We start from the raw sequence: 19,976 nt of genomic DNA on the forward strand, positions 1-19,976 counted from the left end.
CCATCAAGACCGCGAACCCGCGCAACCACTGGATCCCGCTCGTGTACCCCGACGGCACGCCACGGCCATACGCACGACATACCCACATCCATACATAGGACACCATCGTCCAGCAAAGGAGACCACAACCCGCATGTTCCTTCTGCCAGACCAGCAGCTGAGCCGCTGCGACCGCGTCATGCAGCAGCGCATCGAGCCGCACATCCACACCACGCTCTCGGCATGCACGCTGCGGGCGTTCGCCAACCCCGGCGAGCCCGTGCCCTCCGGCGAGTTCCTCGCCAAGGTGCGTGCCGGCGACATCGACTTCACCCCGTTCGAGGTGCCCGGCGTCTGGGGCACCACCTGGGGCACCACCTGGTTCGAGGTGACCGGCCGCATCGACCTCGAGGCCGTCAGGGGGCGCAAGGTCGAACTCGAGGTGAACCTCGGCTGGCTCGACCACCGCGGGCCGGGATTCCAGGCCGAAGGCCTCGTCTACCGCGCCGACGGCACCGCCATCAAGACCGCGAACCCGCGCAACCACTGGATCCCGCTCGTGTACCCCGACGGCACGGCCACGGTCGACCTCGACGCCGACGGCTCCTTCACCGTGTACATCGAGGCCGCCGCCAACCCGTTCGTCGAAGGGCCCACGCCGTTCTCGCCCACCGAACTGGGCGAGGGGCCGACCGGCAGGCCCGACTTCCCGTACACGCTCAGCCGCATGGACGTCACCGTGTTCGACCGGGAGCTGTTCGCCTACTACATGGACCTCGAGACCGTCTCGTCGCTCATGCGTGAGCTCAAGGACGACGACCCGCGCTACTGGCAGCTCGCCAAGGCCCTGCAGCGCTCGCTCAACGTGTACGACGAGCGCGACATCGCCGGCACGCTCGCCGGCGCCCGCGCCGAACTGGCCGGCGTGCTCGCCGAGCCGGCGGCCTCCAGCGCCATCGAGCACATCGCCATCGGCCACGCGCACATCGACTCGGCGTGGCTGTGGCCGGTGCGCGAGACCCGCCGCAAGGTGGCCCGCACCGTCGCCAACGTCCTCGCCCTGATGGACGAGGACCCCGACTTCACGTACGCGATGAGCTCCGCCCAGCAGTACGAATGGCTCGAGGCCGAGCATCCGGACCTGTTCGCCCGCATGCGCAGGCGCATCGACGAGGGCCGGTTCATCCCCGTGGGCGGCATGTGGGTCGAATCCGACAACATGGTGCCCGCCGGCGAATCGCTCGTGCGCCAGATCACCTTCGGCAGGCGCTACTTCAAGGAGCATCTCGGCGTGACCCCGCGCGGCGTGTGGCTGCCGGACAGCTTCGGCTACACCGGGTCGTGGCCGCAGATCGCCCGTCGCGCCGGGTTCGACTGGTTCCTCACGCAGAAGATCTCGTGGAACGACACCACGAAGTTCCCGCACCACTCGTTCATGTGGGAGGGCGTCGACGGCACCCGCATCCTCACGCACTTCCCGCCGTCCGACACGTACTGCTCGTCGATGAGCATGCACGAGCTCGTGTACTCGCAGCGCAACTTCCTCGACAAGGACCTGTCGCGCAACGCGATCCTGCTGTACGGCTACGGTGACGGCGGCGGCGGCCCCACCCGCGAGATGACCGCGCGCATCCGCCGCGACCACGACCTCGCCGGCGCGCCGAAGATCGGCTTCGGCACGCCCGACCAGCTGTTCGACCGCGTCCGCAGGGACATCGTCGACGACGCCCGCGGCGAGACCCCCGTGTTCCACGGCGAGCTGTACCTCGAACTGCACCGCGGCACGCTCACCGCGCAGCAGGACATGAAGCGCGGTTGCCGCGACGAGGAGTCCATGCTGCGCATGGCCGAATACCTGTGCGCCGCGGCATGCGTCAAGGACCCGTCGTACGTCTATCCGCGCGAGGAGATGGACCGCATCTGGAAGACGCTGTTGCTCAACCAGTTCCACGACATCCTGCCCGGCTCCGCCATCGCCTGGGTGCACCGCCAGGCCCGCGAGGAATACGCGCGCGACATCGCCAGGCTGCGCGAGATCGCCTGCGAGGCCGGCCGCGCCATCGCCGCCGCCGACCCGGGCCTCGGCGGCGTCGCCGACGCGGCGATCACGCCGTACGCCGCCGATCCGGGCGACGCGTGGACCGTGCGCCCCGCCGCCACGCTCGGCATGACGTCCGGCGCCGCGCCGGTCGCGACGACGCGCGACGGCGACGCCGTGACGCTCGACAACGGCCTGCTGCGCGTGCGCGTCGAGGCCGATGGCACCGTGTCCTCGCTGCGCGACCTGCGCGCCGGGCGCGAACTCGTGCCCGCCGGCACGCGACTGGGCCGCTACGAGCTGCTCAGGGACGAACCGTTCCACTGGGACGCCTGGGACATCCAGCGCGACGCCTTCCTCACGGCCGCCGGACTCGACGACGCGCGCATCGAGAAGGTCGAGGCCGCCGAGGGCGGCGCCGCGGTCGTGCACGTGTCCACCACGGCGCGGGGCGTCGGCATCGCCACGCGCATCACGCTGCGCCCCGGCGCCTCCTCGCTCGACTTCGACGCCGACGTGGACTGGCACGCCGTCGAGAAGTTCCTCAAGGTGGACCTGCCGCTCGGCGTGCAGACGGTCGACGCGCAGTACGAATGCCAGTACGGCATGGTCGAACGCCCCGTCAACAAGAACACCAGGTCCGACGACGCCAAGTTCGAAAGCTGCACGCACCGCTTCGTGCGCATCGCCGACGCCGGCTACGCGGCCGCCGTCGTCAACGCGTCCACCTACGGCTCCGACGTGAGCCCCATCCACACCGACACCGCGCAGGGCAAGGCGCGCGGCACGATGGTGCGCCTGTCGCTGCTGTCAGCGCCGCTGTACCCCGACCCGCGCACCGACCAGGGGCGCCACCGCTTCGCCTGGTCCGTGGTGGCCGGCGCCGACATGGACTCCACGCTCGCCGAGGCGTCGCGCCTCAACGCGCCGGTCGTGGGGGAGCTGCCCGCGTTCGCGCCGCTGGTCTCGCTCGCGGACCGACGCGGATCCATCGTGCTCGACTGGGTGAAGACGGCCGACGACGGCTCCGGCGACCTCGTCGTGCGCCTGTACGAGGCCGCCGGCGGCGAGGCGTCCGCCACGCTCGTGCCCGACGCGGCGCTCGCCGGCGCCGAGGTGCGTGAGGTGAGCCTCATGGAGGAGCCGGACCTGCCCGACGACCTGCCCCGGGCGCTCGCCGGTGACGGTCCGATGTCCGCCGACGGCGCCGTGATCTCGCTCGCGCCGTTCCAGCTGGCCACGCTGCGCATCTCGCGTCGCCGGGCGTGACGGCGCCGGCCCGCGGGCCGTGCGACGAGGGGTCTCTCCCGATGGGGGAGGCCCCTCGTCGTATGCGGGGCGGGGCCGGCGTGCGGACGTTCCCGGCCGCGACACGCGCGGGGGATCGGTGTTGCGGCATCCTCGGGCGGGTGTTATTCTCTAACTAAATCGCTTTAGTAACCAGCCAAGCAGTGCGACGGGTTACTAAATCGCTTTAGTCTCAGCGGAGAGAGTAAGGAGTTCGCCCGCCGGCCAGCACCGGACGGGGCCGCCGGGGCTCGAAGAAGTCACTTCTCCCGTCCATCGCCGGACGGGGTGGGGAACAAAGGAAAAGAAAGAAAGGAAAACATCATGTTTTCTCTGAAGAAGGCCGTCGCCATCGTCGGTGCCGGCGCCATGCTCGTCTCGGTGGCCGCCTGCGGTTCGAGCACCTCGAGCGACAGCGGCAAGAAGGAGATCTCCTTCCAGACCTGGAACCTCAAGAACGACAAGTACACCCCGTACTTCAAGAGCCTCATCGCCGCCTATGAGAAGGACCACCCGGACGTGAGCATCAAGTGGCTCGACGCCCCGTCCGACGGCTACGAGGACAAGCTGTCCACCCAGGCGGCGGCCGGCGAGCTGCCCGACATCGTCGACGGCGGCAACTCCATCCTCTACGGCCTGGCCAAGGCCGGCGCCCTGCTGGACATCTCCAAGCAGGCCCCGGACGCGCAGAAGGACTACTACGAGGGCGCGTGGAAGGCCGTGACCATGACCGGCAACGGCATCGAGGAAGGCGCCTACGGCCTGCCGTGGTACGTCAACGACGGCCCGACCTACTGGAACACCGAGCTCATGCAGCAGTGCGGCCTCGACCCGAACAAGATCCCGACCACCTGGGACGAGTACTTCGCCGCCGGCGACACCATCGTGCAGAACTGCAAGGACGTCTACCTGGGCACCACGATGGGCTACAACGCCGAGGACCTGCTGACCGCCGGCGTCAAGTCCTTCATGAACAAGGACCACAGCAAGTACACGTTCAACGACGCGGCCGGCGTCAAGCAGCTCACCCGCTTCGTCGAGCTGTACAAGAAGGGCGGCATCCCGCCGGAGGCCCTCGACTCCTCCTGGAGCCAGGCCGCCGATCTCTTCCAGCGCGGCAACCTGGTCTCCATGGCCGGCTCCGCCTACTCCGCCGACGGCTTCAAGCAGAACGCCCCCGACCTGTACAAGAAGCTGGCCGTGGGTCCGCGCATCACCAACGACGGCCGTTCCGCCTCCGTCGCCTACGAGATGCTCGGCATCTCCGCCCAGTCCAAGAACCCGGACGTCGCCATCGACTTCGCCCGCTACGTGACCAACGAGAAGAACCAGATCGAGTTCGACAAGAAGGCCGCCGTCTTCCCGTCCGCCAAGGGAGGCCTTGACGACGACTACTACAAGAACCTCGACGAGTCCACCCTCGAGGGCAAGGCCCTGAAGATCACGCTCGACCAGGTCAAGGACGGCTACGGCTCCCGCCCGGCCGAGTTCACCGACAACAACGGCTACAAGAACTTCCAGCAGCAGATCGCGCTCGCCATGCAGGGCAAGCAGACGCCGAAGGAAGCCCTGGACAAGGCCGTCGAGTTCGCCAACGAGAAGCTGGCCCAGTGAGCAACGCGGCATTCGCCGCCGACAGGTCGGAGGCCCGCAAGGCCTCCGACCGGCCTGAACCGATGAATCGCACCCACGGCAAGAAGCAGGACCGCAGCCTCGGCACCATCCTCGCCCCCTATCTGTTCGTCCTGCCGGCGTTCGTGATCGTGTTCGTCTTCATCGTCCTCGCGGCACTCAACACCTTCAGGCTCGCCTTCACCGACTCCACCCTGCTCCGCCCGGGCAAGTTCGTCGGCATCGACAACTTCGTCAAGCTGTTCCATGACGAATACTTCCTCACGGCGCTGCTCAACTCCACGCTCTACGTGATCTGCGTCGTCCCGTTCATGGTCATCCTGCCGCTCATCCTGGCCTACCTGGTCAAGGGCAACTCGAGGATCATGGGCTTCTTCCGCACCGCCTTCTACATGCCGGTGGTCATGTCCGCCGTCGTCGTGGGCATGATCTGGACCAACCTGCTCGACTCCGCCGGCCTGGTCAACTCCGTGCTCAAGGCGATGAAGGTCATCTCCAAGCCGATCCCGTTCCTCACCGACCGCTGGGGCGTGCTGTTCAGCTCGATGTTCGTCACCATCTGGCTCGGCCTGGGCTACTACATGGTCATCTACCTGACCGCCCTCGCCAACATCGACGAATCCCTCTACGAGGCCGCCGCACTCGACGGCGCCGGCCCCGTGCGCCAGTTCTTCTACGTGACCATGCCCGGCGTGCGCTCCACGATGATGCTCATCATGATGCTGTCCACCATCGCCGCGTTCCGAGTCTTCAACGAGATCTACGTGTTGACCAACGGCTCCGCCGGCCCGGGCGGCATGGACATGACCATGTCGATGCTCATCAAGCGCGAAGGCACCGGCATCATGGCACGCACCGGCTACGCGAGCGCCATCTCGCTCGTCGTGCTCGTCATCGTCGGCACGCTGCTCATCATCCAGCAGATCGTCCAGAAGCGAGGTGAGGACTGATGTCCGCCGAAACCGTGAGCCCCAACCGCAGGCGGAAGGTCACCGTCGGCAAGGTGGTCCAGTACCTCATCCTGATGCTGGTCTTCCTGCTGCTCGTCGGCCCGTTCGTCTGGGAACTGTCCCTGTCGTTCAAGGGCAAGGGCGACAACGTGTACGCCATCCCGCCGTACCTCATCCCCAAGACCCCGACGCTCGACAACTACATCTCGGTGTTCAGGCAGGTCCCGGTGTTCCACTACATGTTCAACACCCTGATCGTGTGCCTGATCTCCATCGCCGGCAACGTCATCTTCTCCACGATGGCCGGATACGCGCTGGGACGCCTCAAGTGGCGCGGACGCAGCCTGCTGTTCGCGCTGTTCATGGGCACCATGGTCATCCCGCTCGAAGGCGTCATGATCTCCCAGTTCCTCATCATCCGCTCCATCCACCTGCAGAACACGCTGCTCGCGGTCGCCCTGCCCGGTCTGTGCGGCGCCATCAACATCCTGCTGATGACCAACGCCTTCAAATCCATCCCGATGGAGCTCGAGGAGGCCGCCATGGTCGACGGCGCCAGCCTGTGGCAGCGCTTCTTCCACATCTGCGTGCCCCAGGTCAAGGGCACGATGACCGTGGTGGGCATCTTCTCCTTCGTGGGCGCGTGGAACGACTTCCTGTGGCCGCTCATCGCGATCTCCGACGAGGAGAAGTACACGCTGACCCTCGGCATGAACCGCCTCAAGGGCATGTTCATCCAGGATCCGCGACTCATCGCCGCCGGCGCCCTCGTCTCGCTCATCCCCATCATCGTCTTCTTCTGCTGCTTCCAGCGCTACTTCTTCCGCGGCCTGGAACAGGGCGGCCTGAAGGGATGACGACCAGAAAGGCTCAATGATGAAATTCGGTGTGGACTACACGCCATCCCACGGATGGTTCCATTCGTGGCTCGACCCCGATTGGACGAGCATCGACCGCGACCTGAAGCAGATCGCCGACCTCGGTCTGGACCACGTGCGCATCTTCCCGGTCTGGCCCTACCTGCAGCCGAACCGCACGTGGATCAACCGCAAGGGCGTCGACGACGTGCGCCGCATGGTGCGCCTCGCCGGCGACCACGGCCTGGACGCCTACGTGGACGTCTTCCAGGGGCACCTGTCGAGCTTCGACTTCATCCCCTCCTGGCTGGTCACCTGGCACGCGGGCAACATGTTCACCGACCCGGACGCCGTCGCCGCCGAACGCGAGCTCGTCTCCGTCATGAACGACGCGCTGTCCGGCGAGGCGAACTTCAGGGGGATCACGCTCGGCAACGAGGTCAACCAGCTGTCCGACCGCCCCCACCCGACGAAGATGACCGCCACCCCCGCCCAGATCGACGCATGGCTCGACGAGCTGCTCCCGGCCGCGGGCGGCGACGGCCGCAGCGCCCTGTACAGCGTGAACGACGGCGTCTGGTTCATCGACGGCCACCCGTTCACCCCGGTGCAGTCCGCCACCAAGGGCGACATGACCACTATCCACTCGTGGGTGTTCAACGGCATCGCCCAGGGGTACGGCGCCCGCAGCGAGGAATGCCACTCCTACGCGCTCTACCTCGCCGAGCTCTCCAAGGCGTTCGGCCCGCAGGACCGCCCCGTGTGGCTGCAGGAGGTCGGCGCCCCCGAGAACGTGCTCGACGTGGCCGACACCCCCGAGTTCTGCCGCCGCACCGTCGAGAAGGCCCTCGACTGCACGAACCTGTGGGGCGTGACCTGGTGGTGCTCGCATGACGTGCCGGCCTCGATGAGCGATTTCCCGTTCTTCGAGCATTCCCTCGGCCTGTTCGACGAACGCGGCGAACTCAAGCCTATCGGCCGCGTGTACGGTGAACTCGCGCGGCGCTACCGCGACATGGAACGCCCGGCCGCGAAGCACGTGGCCGTGGTGGTCGACGTGGACGCGGACGGCAACCCGCGCGACCGCGCGACGCTCGGCCCCGGCGGTTCGGTGTGCGACCTGTGGATGGATCTCGAGACGGCGGGCAAACGCCCGACCATCGTCACCTCCGCCGTCGCGGCCGATCCGGCGGAGCTCGCCCGACGCGGCGTGACCGAGCTGCACGTCGACGAGCATCCGCATCCGGCCCGCTTCTACACGGCGGTGTCCGACCCGTCGTTCGACACGGCGGACTGACGAATGCGCGCATCCGGTCGCGGACCCGCCTCACGGGCCCGCGACCGGATGTTTCATATCCGCGCGTTTCGTATATACACATATATACACATATCTACACATATCTACACATATCTTTTCTTTCTTTCGTATCGATCCGCGCCGCGGCGCGTGAAGGGAACGGCGAACGACAATGACGGGCAATGACGCGACGACCGCGACGACGCGGTCCGACGCGATCGGGAAGCTGATCGCCTCGATGAGCCTGACCGAGAAGATCGGCCAGCTCAACCAGCGGCTGCTGGGCTGGAAGGCCGTGGAGCACGACGGTTCGGGGCGCCTCGTGGCCACGGACGAGCTCAAGCGCGAGATCGACCGTTGGGGCGGGCTGGGCGTGCTGTACGGCCTGCTGCGCGCCGACCCCTGGTCCGGCCGGCATTGGGGCAACGGCATCCGCCCCGAGGAACGGTCCGAGGCCGTCGCGCTGGTGCAGCGCACCGTCATCGAACGCGGGGCGCACGGCATCGGCGCGCTGCTGAGCGAGGAGGCCCCGCACGGCCATCAGGCGCTCGGGGGCAGCGTATTGCCGACGAACCTCGCGCTCGGGGCCACCTTCGACCCCGACGCCGTACGCGAGGCCGAGGCCGCCGTGGCCGGCGAACTGGCGGCCAGCGGCGTGCACATCGCCCTCGTGTCCGGGCTGGACATCGCCCGCGACCCCAGGTGGGGCCGTTGCGAGGAATGCTTCGGCGAGGACCCGCTCATGGCCGCGCGCATGTGCGAGGCCGTCGTCCTCGGCATGCAGGGCGAGCACCGGAGCAAGGTGGGCCGCGGGGGAGTGGCCGTCGTGCTCAAGCACCTCGCCGCGCAGGGCGAGGCGGTCGGCGGGCGCAACGGCCAGTCCGCCGTGATCGGCCCGCACGACCTCGCCGACATCCATCTGCCCCCGGTCGCCGCCGGGGTGCGCGCCGGCGCATGGGGGTTCATGGCCGCATACAACGACATCGATTCGATCCCCTGCTGCGCGAACCCGTGGCTGCTGAAGGACCATCTGCGCGCCCGGCTCGGCTTCGACGGCATCGTCATGGCCGACGGCCTGGCCGTCGACCGCCTCGAGGGCATGGCCGGGTCCATCCCCGCCGCCGGACGCGCGGCCCTGCTCGCCGGCGTCGACGTCTCGCTGTGGGACGAGGGGTTCACGCGCCTGGGCGAATACGCCGACGACGAGGCCGTGGTCGCGGCCGTGGACGCCTCGCTGCGCCGCGTGCTCGAGCTCAAGGCCGCGTTCGGCCTGCTGCCGGGCGTCGACGGGACGCCCGCCGAGGTGCCCGCGCCCGCCGCCGGACGCATCGCGCGGGCGATGGACGAGGGGCGCCGCCACGCCGATCGCCTGGCCCGCGCCTCGCTGACGCTGCTCGACGAGGGGGGCGACGATCCCGCATCCGATGGGGCCGCCGGCGGGCGCGCCGCGTCCCGCCGCCCCGTTTCGCTCGCCGACGTGCGCGGCATCCTCGCCGGCGTGCGGGACGGCGCCCGCGGCGGCGAGGTGGTCGTCACCGGTCCGTTCGCCGACGATTTCGGATGCTTCCTGGGCGACTACACCGCGCCGCTGCCCGCCGGCGAACGCACCGGCGTGGCCGGCGAACTGGCCGCCCGGCTGGGGGAGGGCCGCGTCCTTGCGGCCGCGGACCCGGCCGACGTGCCGTCCGACGTCTGGCGGCGCGCGGCGCTGGTCGTGTTCGTCTGCGGCGGCACCAGCGAACGCAGCTACGACAGCTCGTTCGACGACAACGGCGCCGCCAAGGCCGTCGACGAGTACGGCGCCACCTGCGGCGAGGGCGTGGATCTGTCCGACATCCGTCTGCCGTGGGGGCAGGACGGCATGCTCGACGCCGTCGGGGACCGCACCGACGCCCCGGTGGTCTCGGTGGTGGTCTCCGGCCGCGCGCACGTGCTCACGCATGTGCTGGACGCCTCCGACGTGACGATATGGGCCGGATATGCCGGCCAGTATGGCCCGGCCGCCGTGGCCGACGCCCTGACGGACGCTTCGGCGGCGCTGCCCGGCCGCCTTCCGGTGACGCTGCCCGCGTACCCCGCGGCCATCCCGGTGCGCTACAACGACCGTCAGGACGCCGCGCACGTCTACAAGGACGCGCCCGAACCGGTGCTGCGCGGGTTCGGGTACGGCCTCGGCGCCCTGCGTGGCGTCACGGTGGGGGAGGTGCGCGTCTCGGCCCCGGCCGGCGACGGCCCGGTGACGGTGACGGCGCGCGTCTCGGCCCCGGCCGCGGCGGACGCCGTCGGGGCGCTCGACCTGTTCGCCCACCGCACGGGCGGCCGGCGCATCCCGCGCCTGAGCGTGCTGGTCGGCTCCGTGCCCCTGCGGCTCGCCGCGGGGGAGAGCCGCAGGGTCTCGTTCGCCGTGCCGCGGGATTCGCTCATGGACGCCGGCGACGAAACGGTCCGCATCGACTGGACGTTCGGCGGAGACGGGGCCGGACCGGTCTCGGCCATCCCCCCGACCGTCCTGAAGCGTCGCGGATGACGGCGGAATATGCCCCGTCGGGACGGGCCGCGGGGCATTATCATGGGAACAACGAACGCCGATGATGCGATGCGGCTGTGTCCGCCCTCGTATTGTGAACGTTCACGAAGTGGTAAGGAGTGACGATGAAGCCCGCACGTGAAACGACGACGACGTCGGCCCCGGGCCAGACACGGGTGAGTCTCAAGGACATCGCCGACGAGCTCGGCATCTCGCAGACCGCCGTGTCGTTCGCCATCAACGACCGTCCCGGCGTCTCCGCCGAGACGAAACGGCGCGTCAAGCAGGCCGCCGCCAAACTCGGCTGGCAGCCCGTCTACGCCGCCCAGGCCCTGGGCTCGTCGAAGACGATGACGGTCGGCTTCGCCCCCGCCCGCTCGGCGGAGGGGCTCAAGGACGAGACCTTCATGCTGCATTTCATGGCCGGAGTGCACACCTCGCTGAGCCACAAGGGCTACGGCCTGCTGTACCGGCCGTGCCAGTCGCTGCGCGAGGAATGCGCCGTCTACAAGGACTGGGCAGCCCGCAAACGCGTGGACGGCGTGATTCTCGTCGACCTGCGCGACGGCGACCCGCGCCCCGGGATGCTCAAGGACCTCGGCGTGCCCACCGTGCTCGCCGGAGGCCCGGACCCGGAGAACCTCGTGCCGTCCCTGTCCATCGACGACTCGCGCACCATGGGGACCATCCTCGAGCATCTCGCCGCGCAGGGGCACCGCCGCATCGCCTACCTTTCGGGCGACCCCAGCCTCGACTACTCGCGCGGGCGCGAGGCCGCGTTCCGCGCCTTCGCCCGGCGCAACGCGCTCGAATCCATCCGCATCGAATTCACGGACTTCGACGCCGAGCGCGCCGCCCGCCTGACGATGGAGATGCTCGACGGCGACCTGCCGCCCACCGCGTTCATCTACGAGACCGAACTGCTCGCCGCCTCCAGCCTGCACGCCATGGCCGCGCGCATGCTCGGCGACGGCCCCGGCGACGGGGGCGGCCCGCCGCGCGGGGTCTACCCGGACGATCTCCCCGCCATCGTCAGCTTCGAGGACAGCTTCGTGTGTGAGGTGTCCTATCCGTCGATCACCTCGGTGCACCGCGACGCCGGCGAATACGGCGCGAAGGTGGCCAAACTGCTGCTCAAGGCGCTCGCCGGCGAGAAGGTGGGCGGCAACCGCAGGATCCTCACGCCCAGGCTCGTCGTTAGGGACAGCACCGGGCGGCGCGTGTGACGACGCCGTCCGGCCATGATGAAGGCCGCCCCCGGATGTTCTCCGGCGGCGGCCTTCATCATGCGGTCCGCGGCACGTCGGTCCGCGACGTGCCCGTCAGGCCTCGTTCCTCACGGCGGTGGCGATGGACACGGACGGGTCCAGGAACGGGATCAGCGTGGACTGGAACGCGTGGTACAGGTCGGACTTGCCCGGCCACACGGTGCCGATCACGTGGTTGTCCTTGTCGAGCTGGTGGAACCACGAGCCGCCCTTGTGGTCGATGACGTGCTCGTCGACGTACTGCGCGAACGTGGCGTACCACTGCGCGTACTCCTCCTTGCCGGTCGCCGCGTACAGCGAGGCGGAGGTGTTGAGCGACTCGGCCAGCGTCCAGTGCATGCGGTCGGTGACCACCGGGTGGCCCTCCCAGTCGGTGGTGTACGCGAGGCCCACGGTGCCGTCGGCGTTCCAGGCGTCGGCCACGGCGCGCGCGAACAGGTTCTCGGCGGCCTCGATGTACGGCGCGGCGTTGTCGCCGTTCGTGAACGAGCTCAGCGCCCACTGGGTGATCAGGCGCGCCCACTCGATGCCGTGGCCCGGGGTGGCGCCGTACGGCTTGAACTGGTCGTCCTTCTTGTCCGCGTTGAACTCGAGCTCGACGGTCCAGTCGGAGGCGAAGTGCTCGGGGATGCGCCACTCGTTGTCCTTCGCCCAGCCGATGACATGGTCGATGACGCGGCCGGCGCGCACGCGGTACGAGTTGTCGCCGGTGGCGTCGGCCACGGCGAGGAACGCCTCGACGGAGTGCATGTTGGCGTTGAGGCCGCGGTACGGGTCGAGCTCGGTGAATTCGGTGTTCCATGTGTCCACCGCGAGACCGGTCCTCTCGTCCCAGAAGTGCTCGTCGTAGGTCTTCAGCGCCTCGTCGAGCAGTTCCTTGGCGCCCGGGCGTCCGGCGAGCAGCGCGGAGGAGGCGGCGAGGATGACGAAGGCGTGCGCGTAGCAGACCTTGCCGGGCTCGTGGCTGCCGTCCTCGTGGACCTGCGGGTACCAGCCGCCGTTCACGTCGTCGTGCAGCACGCCGGTCAGGCCCTTGAGCGCGGCGTCGGCCAGCTCGCCCGCGCCGGGGTAGCCGAGCATCGAACCGATGGAGTAGACGTGCGCCATGCGGCTGGTGATCCAGGTCTCCTCGCCGTGCGACGGGTCGATGGTGCCGTCGGCGTTCAGCCAGCCGGAGCCTCCGACCGGGGCCGGGAATCCCTTGCCGAAATCGAGCAGCTCATAGGTCTCGGACGCCATGAAGATGCGGTTGGCCTCGGTGCCGAGCGTGTACTTGGGGTTGGTGGTCATTGTCGTTCCTGTATTCCTTCCTTGGATGCGGTGGATGGCCGCACTGTCATGGAAAACGCTTTCCATCATAGCGCGGCCGGTGGTCGGCTGCGTCCGGTCAGCGCTTGACCCGGATGCCGAAATAGTCCATGACCAGTTCGCAGAACATCATATTGGACCAGCTGAACCATTCGCGCGTGTACTTGGTCGGGTCGTCCACGTCGATGCCCTCGTGCATGAGGTGCGTGCCGGCGTCGGTGGCGACCAGGCGGTCGAGGATGCGTTCCTTGGTCTCCCGGTCGCCGCTGGTCATGGCCTCGATGGCGAGGGCGATCGGCCACACGTAGCGCGGCGGCGTGTGCGGCGAGCCGATGCCCTTGAGGTATTCGCCCTCGTAGTAGTACGGGTTCTCGTCGCTCAGCAGCGTGCGGCGCGTGGCGAGGTAGGTCGGGTCGTCCGGCTCGCAGTAGCCGAGGTAGGGGGCGGCCATGAGGCTCGGCACGTTGCTGTCGTCCATGACGTTGTAGTGCCCCAGGCCGTCGGTCTCGAAGGCGTAGATGGTCTCGCCGTCGCGGTTGACGGTCTTCGCGTGGGTCTCGATGCCCTCCGTGATGGATTCGCGCAGCGCCTTCGCGCGTGCGGCGACGGACGGGTCGTCGAGGATGTCGCCGCCGAAGATGCGCTCGAGATAGCCCATCACCACCGAGGCGAACATGTTCGACGGCACCAGGTAGTGGTAGGTGCAGGCGTCGTCGCTCGGGCGGAAGCCGGACCAGGTCATGCCGGTGTGGGCCACGGGCGATCCCTTGCCGTCGTTCGCGAGCGTCTCCGTGGGGATGTCCGTGTCGCGGATGAAGAAGTAGGGGGAGTCCTCATGGTGCTGTTCGGTCTCGAACACGTCGAGGATGCGGTGCGTTCCGGAGACGAATTCGTCGTCGAAGTGGTCGGTGCGTCCGGTGTTCGCGTACAGCAGCCAGGCGAGCTGGATCGGGAAGCACAGCGAATCCACCTCGTACTTGCGCTCCCACAGCCAGGGGCTGGAGGAGTCCGAGCGGTCGTCCTTGTCCCAGGAGGCGCCGCTTGGGGTCTCGTTGAACGCGTTCGCGTACGGGTCGATGGTGATGTAGCGGAACTGCTGGCGCACGAGACCGGCGATCAGGTCGGACAGTCCGTCGTCCTCGCCGGCGAGCGCCAGGTAGGGGCGCAGCTGGGTGGTCGAGTCGCGCAGCCACATCGCCGGGATGTCGCCGGTGAGCAGGAACGTGGTGCCGTCGTCGTGCCGGCGGACGGTGGTGAGCAGCGTGTCGGCGAAGCAGGCGCGGAAGTTCTCGGCCCAGCCGGCGTGCTCCTCGCCGCACAGGTCCGCGATGCGCTCGATGAACGTCGCGACCGATTCGGGGATCGCGTTGGCGGTGTCGGTGGTGGTCATATGGCAACTTCTTCGTTGGTGGTGGCGGTCATTGTCTGTCACCGGGTATTCTAAACCGCTTTAGTGACCGACACGCGAAAAGCCGTGCGTCGCGTCCCGTCGTGGGGTGCGGCGCACGGCCGGATACGGCGATGGCGCCCGGGCGGACAATCCGGACGGGCGCCATCGTGGGGTTCGCGCGGGGTTTCATCCCCATGCGTGTCGCATCACGCCTCGGAGCCCTCGGCCATGGCCTTGAGCTGCTTCGGCGTGTACTTGTCGCGCTTGAACTCGCTCATGAAGTAGAGGCCCACGATGAGCAGTTCGATGGCGGGCAGGATGAAGGAGAACTGCATCGTGGTCGCGTCGGAGAGCGCGCCCTGCGCCATCGGCAGGAGGGCGCCGCCGACCAGGGCCATCACGATGATGGCGCCGGCGGTCTCGGTGTGGCGGCGGTCCTCGACGGTCTTGAGCGTGCGCGAGTAGATCGTCGGCCAGCCGGGGCCGAGGAACAGGCTGGCGATGACGGCGAGCCAGACCGCGGTCATGCCCGGGATGAACGCCGTGCCGACCAGGATGAGGAAGCCGATGACCATGTAGGCCGCCAGCACTCGCGTCTCGCGGAACTTCGACAGCAGGTAGCTGGCGGAGATACGTCCGACGAAGAAGATGATGTAGCTGATGATCATGTAGTTCGCGGCCGCGCGGTCGGAGATCGGGGCCCCCGCCTTCTCCGAGATGTTCAGCGCCAGGCGGATGGTGAACGACCAGATGCCGGTCTGCGCGCCGATGTAGATGAACTGGATGGCGATGCCCCTCCAGAAGCGGCCGTTGTGCGCCAGATAGGTCATGGTCTCGCCGAGCGTGGCCTTGGCGACGTCGCCCTCCTTGGTCTGCGGGCGGCACTTCGGGAACTTCACGATGGCGAACAGCACGATGAACAGCAGCATGATGGCCATGACCACCATGTACGGCTGCAGCGTGCGGCTCAGCTGCTCGGAGCCGAACTCGATGGCCTTCTGCGGGTCGGTGGCGCGCAGCTTCTGCATCTCCGTGTGCAGGTTGGAGTCCTGGAACACGAGGTACTTGCCGAGCATGATGCCGGTGAGCAGGCCGAGGGCGTTCATGGTCTGCGCCACGTTGAGGCGCAGCGTGCTCAGTCGCTTGGGGCCGAGCAGCGTGGCGTAGGTGTCCGCCGAGGTCTCGAGGAAGCTCAGGCCGATGGCCTCCACGAAGATGGCGAACAGGAAGATCTCATAGGTCACCAGCCTGGAGGCGGGGAAGAAGATGAAGCAGCCGAGCGCGAAGAACGCGAGGCCGGTCATGATGCCCACCTTGTAGCTGGTCTTCTTGATGAACAGCGAGGCCGGGATGGCCACGATGAAGTATCCCGCGTAGAACGCGCTCTGCACGAACGCGGTCTGCATGTCGCTCAGGTCGAAGACGGCCTTGAACTGTGTGATGAGGATGTCGTTGAGGCTGGAGGCGATGGCCCAGAACGCGAAGAGCACGGAGGTCATCGCGAACTGGAGCACGGGCGTACGATCCAGGTACCCGTCCGGGCTTTCCACCCAGGGCAGCTTCTTGGCTGCGGTCTTGTCCATTGTTGTTTTCCCCTTTTTGCGTTTCGTTGTTCGGGTCGGCGCGACCGGCGCGGCGCCGGAGCCGTGCCGGTCGCATCGGCTCGGTCACATGATCTGGCAGAACTCGATGACCTCGTGGTTCGGTCCGAGCACGTTGAAGTAGCGGATGCCGTTGTCCCAGAAGGTGTCGATGTGCTGGATGGAGCCCTCCACGAAGTTCAGGCCCAGCTTCTGCGCCTCCTCGAAGGACTTCTCGATGTCCACGGAGTCGAGCGCCACGTGGTTGATGGCGCCGTTCTCCATCGGGGTGGGATCCATCGTCCACACCTCGAGCGTGAGGTTGTTCAGGCGCAGGAAGGTGCAGCGGTCCTCGCCGTTGGGGTAGATGCCGAGGCATTCGAAGCCGAGCTTCTCGTAGTAGGCGATCGTGCCCTCCAGGTCGGTGGTCGGGATGCCGACGTGCTGGACCCCGGTGACGGTGTCGCGGATGCTCATGGTTTTGCTCCTTTGCGGTTGGTGTTGGTTGTGTTGTGTTTGGTTGTGCGCCTGCCCGGCCGCGGCAGGGCGTCGCGGCCGGGCATGGCGAAAGGCACGGCTCCGCGTCGTCGGGGGCGTGGGGCTTGGATGTCTTCGGCCGCGGCGCGTCGCCGGCTTGCGTCGCCGTGCGCGCGGAACGCGGTCGTTGCGGGGGAGGGGAGGAATGAACCGCCGGGCGGGGAGTCGTCGTTGACGGCCCGCCCGGGTTCGGTTGCGGGTGCGGCCGGGGCCGCGCCGGATCACTTGCCGATGGCGGCCAGGTAGTCCGGGATCTGGGCCGGGTAGGTCGGCCACGCGCCGTTCTGCGTGCACACGAACGCCGCGGTGTTCACGGCCTTGCGGTGCGCCTCGGCGAGCGTGTCGCCGAGCAGGATGCGCGCGGTGAACGTGCCGGAGAAGGAATCGCCGGCGCCGACGGTGTCGACGACCTCGACGCGCGGGGTGTCGACGGTGGAGATCTCGCCGTTCTTCGACATGATCGTGGAGTAGGCGGAGCCGGCGGTCAGGATCACGTAGTCGAGGTCGAACTGGTCGAGGAACCAGCGGGAGGCGTCCTCGCCGGAGGTGCCGCGGATGTCGAACATGTCGCGCAGGAGCAGCAGCTCCTCGTCGTTGATCTTGAACACGGTGGCCGCCTTGAGCAGCTCCTCGATGAGCTCCTTGGAGTAGTGGTCGCCGCGCAGGTTGATGTCGAAGAACTTCATCGCGCCCGGCTTGGTGTGCTTGAGCAGCTCGGTGATGGTGGCGTGGGATTCGGGGGAGCGCAGGGCCAGGGTGCCGTAGCACACGGCGTCGGCCTGCTCGACGACCTCGATGAGCTGCTTGGTGTACAGGATGTGGTCCCAGGCGACGTTCTTGACGATGGTGTACTCGGGGATGCCGTTGCGCAGCTCGACCTCGACGGTGGAGGTCGGCCAGGCGTTGCGCTGGATGACGGCGTGGATGCCGGCCTTGGCGGTTTCGGCGAGCAGCTCGTCGCCGAGCTCGTCCTCGCCGACGGCGGAGATGGAGTAGCCGTCGGCGCCGTTCATCATCGAGTGGTACGCGAAGTTCACCGGGGCGCCGCCGGCGCGCTTGCCGGTGGGCAGCATATCCCACAGGAGCTCGCCGAGGGAGAGAACGATGGGCTTGGACATGGTGGTTCCTTTCACTGGTTGGTTGGTTCGGTTTTCCGTTTGGAAATCTTGGGGGTCGGACGGTCTAGCTCAGGTCGAAGAACATGGACGGCCGGTCGAGGAACTGGGTGACCGCCACCGCCGCCGCGCCGCAGACGATGGCGTCCGTGGGCATGGTGGACAGGGTGATCTCGGTGGAGTCGTAGATCTCGGCGATGGACCGGCTGCGCACGGTGGCGCGCACCTCGTCGAGCAGGGCCTCGCCGGCCTCGGAGACGATGTCGCCGATGATGATGCGATGCGGGTTGAACGTGTTGAAGACGTTGACGCAGCCGTAGCCGACGTACCGGGCGATGCACCGCACGAGTTCGACGGCGCGCTCCTCGCCGTGCGAGGCGAGGGAGAACAGGCGCCGCGTCGCGCAGGTGTTGCTCATGCCCGCGGCCCCGGGGACGGCTTCGCCCTCCTCGATGAGCATCGAGCGGATGGCGGGGGTGGAGCAGTAGCGTTCGAGGCAGCCGAAGTTGCCGCAGTCGCAGGGCCTGCCGTTGACGTCGATGGAGACGTGGCCGATCTCCGCCGCGGCGCCGAGCGCCCCGTTGACGAGACGGCCGTTGTCGATGACCCCGAGGCCGACGCCTTCGCCGACCAGATAGTAGGCCAGGTTGTCCTCGCCGTGGGAGTCGGGGTCGAACAGGTAGTGGGAGAGCGCCCCGGCGCGGGCGTCCTGCTCGATGAACACGGGCACGCTGAAGGCGTGCGAGAACTCGTCGATGAAGTTGATGTCGCGCCAGCCCTGCATCGACGAGACCACGGCCGTGCGCCCCTTGGCGTGCATGTACGGGCCGGGGACGGCCATGCCGACGGCGACGATGGAGGAATCCGCCTTGATGAGCCGGGCGATGCGCTCATGGATGGCGGAGACGGTGGAGGCGATGGTGTCGTTGGTGACGGGCGGGAGCTCCTCGAGGCCCAGCGTCTCGCCGCACAGGTCGAACAGGCCGATCTGCACGAGGGAGCGGGCGAACTTCACGCCGACGACGTGGAAGCGGGAGGTATCGAGTTTGAGGCCGATGGAGCGGCGGTTCTTCTCGCCCTCCATATCGCCGGTCTCCTCGATGGCGCCCGCCTCGATGAGCTGGGCGGTGATCTTGGAGATGGCCGCGGGGGTGAGGTTCAGGGCCTTGGCGATCTGCGCGCGGGAGCTGACGCCCTCGTGGTACAGGTGCTGCAGGATGCGGGAGCGGTTCGACTCGGCCACGGTCGCCTGGGTCGCCGTGGTGTTGGCTGCGATGCTGCCGTTCATCTCGACACCTCCTTGCGCCGCGGTTGTCCGCTCCTCGTTGAATCTGAACTTGGTTGAGATATTAACGCGGTTAATCAATCAACGCAATTACGACATGTCGGCGTGTCGTGCGGCGTCCCCGCGCATGCGGCGGCCGGCGCTAGGATGGGTCGCGACATCGCAACGCCGTCGAGGAGGACGACATGACCATGATCGAAATCGCCGTGCAGGACGTCGCCGGGGCGCGTATCGCCGCCCGGGAGGGCGCCGACCGCATCGAACTGTGCGCGGCGCTGGGGGCCACCGGCGGGCTCACCCCCAGCGCGGGGATGATCGCCGCGTGCGCCGCCGTCGGCGTGCCCCGCGGCGTGCAGGCGCTCGTCAGGCCGCGCGCCGGATCCTTCGTGTTCGACGACGACGAGAAGGCGGTGCAGCTCGCCGACGTGCGCGGCGCCGTGCTCGCCGGGGCCTCGGGCGTCGTCGTCGGCGGTCTCGACGCCGACGGGAACGTCGACGCGCCGTTCGCCGCCGCGCTCGCCGACGCGGCGCGCCGCGTCGGCCTGGAGTCCGGGCGGGACGTCGAGGTCACGTTCCACCGCGCCTTCGACATGGTGCCGGACCGTACGGCCGCGTTGGAGACGCTGATCGGATTGGGGTACACGCGCGTGCTCACCTCGGGCGGCGCGCCTGACGTGATCGCCGGCCTGCCCGAACTGCGCGCGCTCGTCGCGCTTGCCGGCGGGCGCATCCAGATCGAGGCGGGAGGCGGGCTGACGGTGGCCGCCATCCCGTCCGTGGCCGGCGTCGGGGTGGACGCGCTGCACATGTCGGCCCGGCGACTCGTGCCGTCGCATGGAGGGCCGGGCGGCGGCGGGGACGCGCCCGTGGAACGCACCGATGCGGATGTGGTGCGCGCGGCCGTGGCCGCCGCCCACGGCGTGTGA

Annotated in this window: 14 protein-coding genes; 8 read left to right on the forward strand and 6 right to left on the reverse strand. The window is 68.3% G+C overall.

What is annotated here, in order from left to right:
• The first annotated feature begins 133 nt into the window (after positions 1-133).
• The 7 genes from GFD21_RS01040 to GFD21_RS01070 all read left to right on the forward strand — a co-directional run bounded on the left by GFD21_RS01040 (position 134) and on the right by GFD21_RS01070 (position 11,793).
• Positions 134-3,286: an alpha-mannosidase gene (locus GFD21_RS01040; protein WP_163196062.1), complete on the forward strand. Its 3,153-nt coding sequence runs from the start codon at positions 134-136 to the stop codon at positions 3,284-3,286.
• A gap of 342 nt (positions 3,287-3,628) precedes the next feature.
• Positions 3,629-4,918, forward strand: coding sequence for an ABC transporter substrate-binding protein (locus GFD21_RS01045; protein ID WP_163196063.1), 1,290 nt, complete (start codon positions 3,629-3,631; stop codon positions 4,916-4,918).
• On the forward strand, positions 4,915-5,886 hold the full coding sequence (locus GFD21_RS01050; protein WP_163196064.1) for a carbohydrate ABC transporter permease: 972 nt from the start codon (positions 4,915-4,917) through the stop codon (positions 5,884-5,886). The genes GFD21_RS01045 and GFD21_RS01050 overlap by 4 nt, the downstream gene beginning before the upstream one ends.
• Positions 5,886-6,743 (forward strand): carbohydrate ABC transporter permease, encoded by an 858-nt coding sequence (locus GFD21_RS01055; RefSeq protein WP_163196065.1) that lies wholly within the window; start codon positions 5,886-5,888, stop codon positions 6,741-6,743. Before GFD21_RS01050 ends, GFD21_RS01055 begins: the two co-directional genes overlap by 1 nt.
• Before the next feature lie 19 nt (positions 6,744-6,762).
• Positions 6,763-8,040, forward strand: a complete 1,278-nt coding sequence (locus GFD21_RS01060; RefSeq protein ID WP_163196512.1) for a glycoside hydrolase 5 family protein — start codon at positions 6,763-6,765, stop codon at positions 8,038-8,040.
• A 172-nt stretch (positions 8,041-8,212) separates the two neighbouring features.
• A complete protein-coding gene (locus GFD21_RS01065; RefSeq protein ID WP_163196066.1) occupies positions 8,213-10,567 on the forward strand; it encodes a glycoside hydrolase family 3 protein in 2,355 nt (784 codons plus the stop codon).
• A 125-nt stretch (positions 10,568-10,692) separates the two neighbouring features.
• Positions 10,693-11,793 carry a LacI family DNA-binding transcriptional regulator gene (locus tag GFD21_RS01070; RefSeq protein WP_163196067.1) on the forward strand — a complete coding sequence of 367 codons (1,101 nt, stop codon included), beginning with the start codon at positions 10,693-10,695 and terminating at the stop codon, positions 11,791-11,793.
• Positions 11,794-11,889: 96 nt separating this feature from the next.
• Here GFD21_RS01070 and GFD21_RS01075 read toward each other — a convergent pair whose 3' ends face one another.
• The 6 genes from GFD21_RS01075 to GFD21_RS01100 form a co-directional block, all read right to left on the reverse strand.
• Positions 11,890-13,125 (reverse strand): AGE family epimerase/isomerase, encoded by a 1,236-nt coding sequence (locus GFD21_RS01075; RefSeq protein ID WP_163196068.1) that lies wholly within the window; start codon positions 13,123-13,125, stop codon positions 11,890-11,892.
• A 97-nt stretch (positions 13,126-13,222) separates the two neighbouring features.
• Complete coding sequence (locus GFD21_RS01080; protein WP_163196069.1) at positions 13,223-14,533, reverse strand: glycoside hydrolase family 125 protein; 1,311 nt, start codon at positions 14,531-14,533, stop codon at positions 13,223-13,225.
• A 206-nt stretch (positions 14,534-14,739) separates the two neighbouring features.
• The gene (gene fucP, locus GFD21_RS01085) at positions 14,740-16,116 is read right to left on the reverse strand and encodes an L-fucose:H+ symporter permease (protein ID WP_163196070.1); all 1,377 of its coding nucleotides are present in this window, start codon (positions 16,114-16,116) and stop codon (positions 14,740-14,742) included.
• 84 nt (positions 16,117-16,200) lie between these two features.
• Positions 16,201-16,590 carry a VOC family protein gene (locus GFD21_RS01090; RefSeq protein ID WP_163196071.1) on the reverse strand — a complete coding sequence of 130 codons (390 nt, stop codon included), beginning with the start codon at positions 16,588-16,590 and terminating at the stop codon, positions 16,201-16,203.
• A gap of 281 nt (positions 16,591-16,871) precedes the next feature.
• Positions 16,872-17,768 (reverse strand): carbohydrate kinase family protein, encoded by an 897-nt coding sequence (locus GFD21_RS01095; protein WP_163196072.1) that lies wholly within the window; start codon positions 17,766-17,768, stop codon positions 16,872-16,874.
• 64 nt (positions 17,769-17,832) lie between these two features.
• The gene (locus GFD21_RS01100) at positions 17,833-19,053 is read right to left on the reverse strand and encodes an ROK family transcriptional regulator (RefSeq protein ID WP_163196073.1); all 1,221 of its coding nucleotides are present in this window, start codon (positions 19,051-19,053) and stop codon (positions 17,833-17,835) included.
• A gap of 182 nt (positions 19,054-19,235) precedes the next feature.
• Here GFD21_RS01100 and GFD21_RS01105 point away from each other — a divergent pair, with 182 nt between their 5' ends.
• On the forward strand, positions 19,236-19,976 hold the full coding sequence (locus GFD21_RS01105) for a copper homeostasis protein CutC (RefSeq protein ID WP_163196074.1): 741 nt from the start codon (positions 19,236-19,238) through the stop codon (positions 19,974-19,976).

This window comes from Bifidobacterium platyrrhinorum, from assembly GCF_010667645.1.
In the GTDB taxonomy this organism is placed as follows: Bacteria; Actinomycetota; Actinomycetes; order Actinomycetales; family Bifidobacteriaceae; genus Bifidobacterium; species Bifidobacterium platyrrhinorum.

Bases quoted from the DNA above. Each gene is read 5' to 3' on its own strand.
- GFD21_RS01095 (WP_163196072.1), bottom strand. From the start codon at position 17,768: ATGTCCAAGCCCATCGTTCTCTCCCTCGGCGAGCTCCTGTGGGATATG.
- GFD21_RS01045 (WP_163196063.1), top strand. From the start codon at position 3,629: ATGTTTTCTCTGAAGAAGGCCGTCGCCATCGTCGGTGCCGGCGCCATG.
- GFD21_RS01090 (WP_163196071.1), bottom strand. From the start codon at position 16,590: ATGAGCATCCGCGACACCGTCACCGGGGTCCAGCACGTCGGCATCCCG.
- GFD21_RS01080 (WP_163196069.1), bottom strand. From the start codon at position 14,533: ATGACCACCACCGACACCGCCAACGCGATCCCCGAATCGGTCGCGACG.
- GFD21_RS01065 (WP_163196066.1), top strand. From the start codon at position 8,213: ATGACGGGCAATGACGCGACGACCGCGACGACGCGGTCCGACGCGATC.
- GFD21_RS01060 (WP_163196512.1), top strand. From the start codon at position 6,763: ATGAAATTCGGTGTGGACTACACGCCATCCCACGGATGGTTCCATTCG.
- GFD21_RS01040 (WP_163196062.1), top strand. From the start codon at position 134: ATGTTCCTTCTGCCAGACCAGCAGCTGAGCCGCTGCGACCGCGTCATG.
- GFD21_RS01055 (WP_163196065.1), top strand. From the start codon at position 5,886: ATGTCCGCCGAAACCGTGAGCCCCAACCGCAGGCGGAAGGTCACCGTC.
- GFD21_RS01075 (WP_163196068.1), bottom strand. From the start codon at position 13,125: ATGACCACCAACCCCAAGTACACGCTCGGCACCGAGGCCAACCGCATC.
- GFD21_RS01070 (WP_163196067.1), top strand. From the start codon at position 10,693: ATGAAGCCCGCACGTGAAACGACGACGACGTCGGCCCCGGGCCAGACA.
- GFD21_RS01100 (WP_163196073.1), bottom strand. From the start codon at position 19,053: ATGAACGGCAGCATCGCAGCCAACACCACGGCGACCCAGGCGACCGTG.
- fucP (WP_163196070.1), bottom strand. From the start codon at position 16,116: ATGGACAAGACCGCAGCCAAGAAGCTGCCCTGGGTGGAAAGCCCGGAC.
- GFD21_RS01105 (WP_163196074.1), top strand. From the start codon at position 19,236: ATGACCATGATCGAAATCGCCGTGCAGGACGTCGCCGGGGCGCGTATC.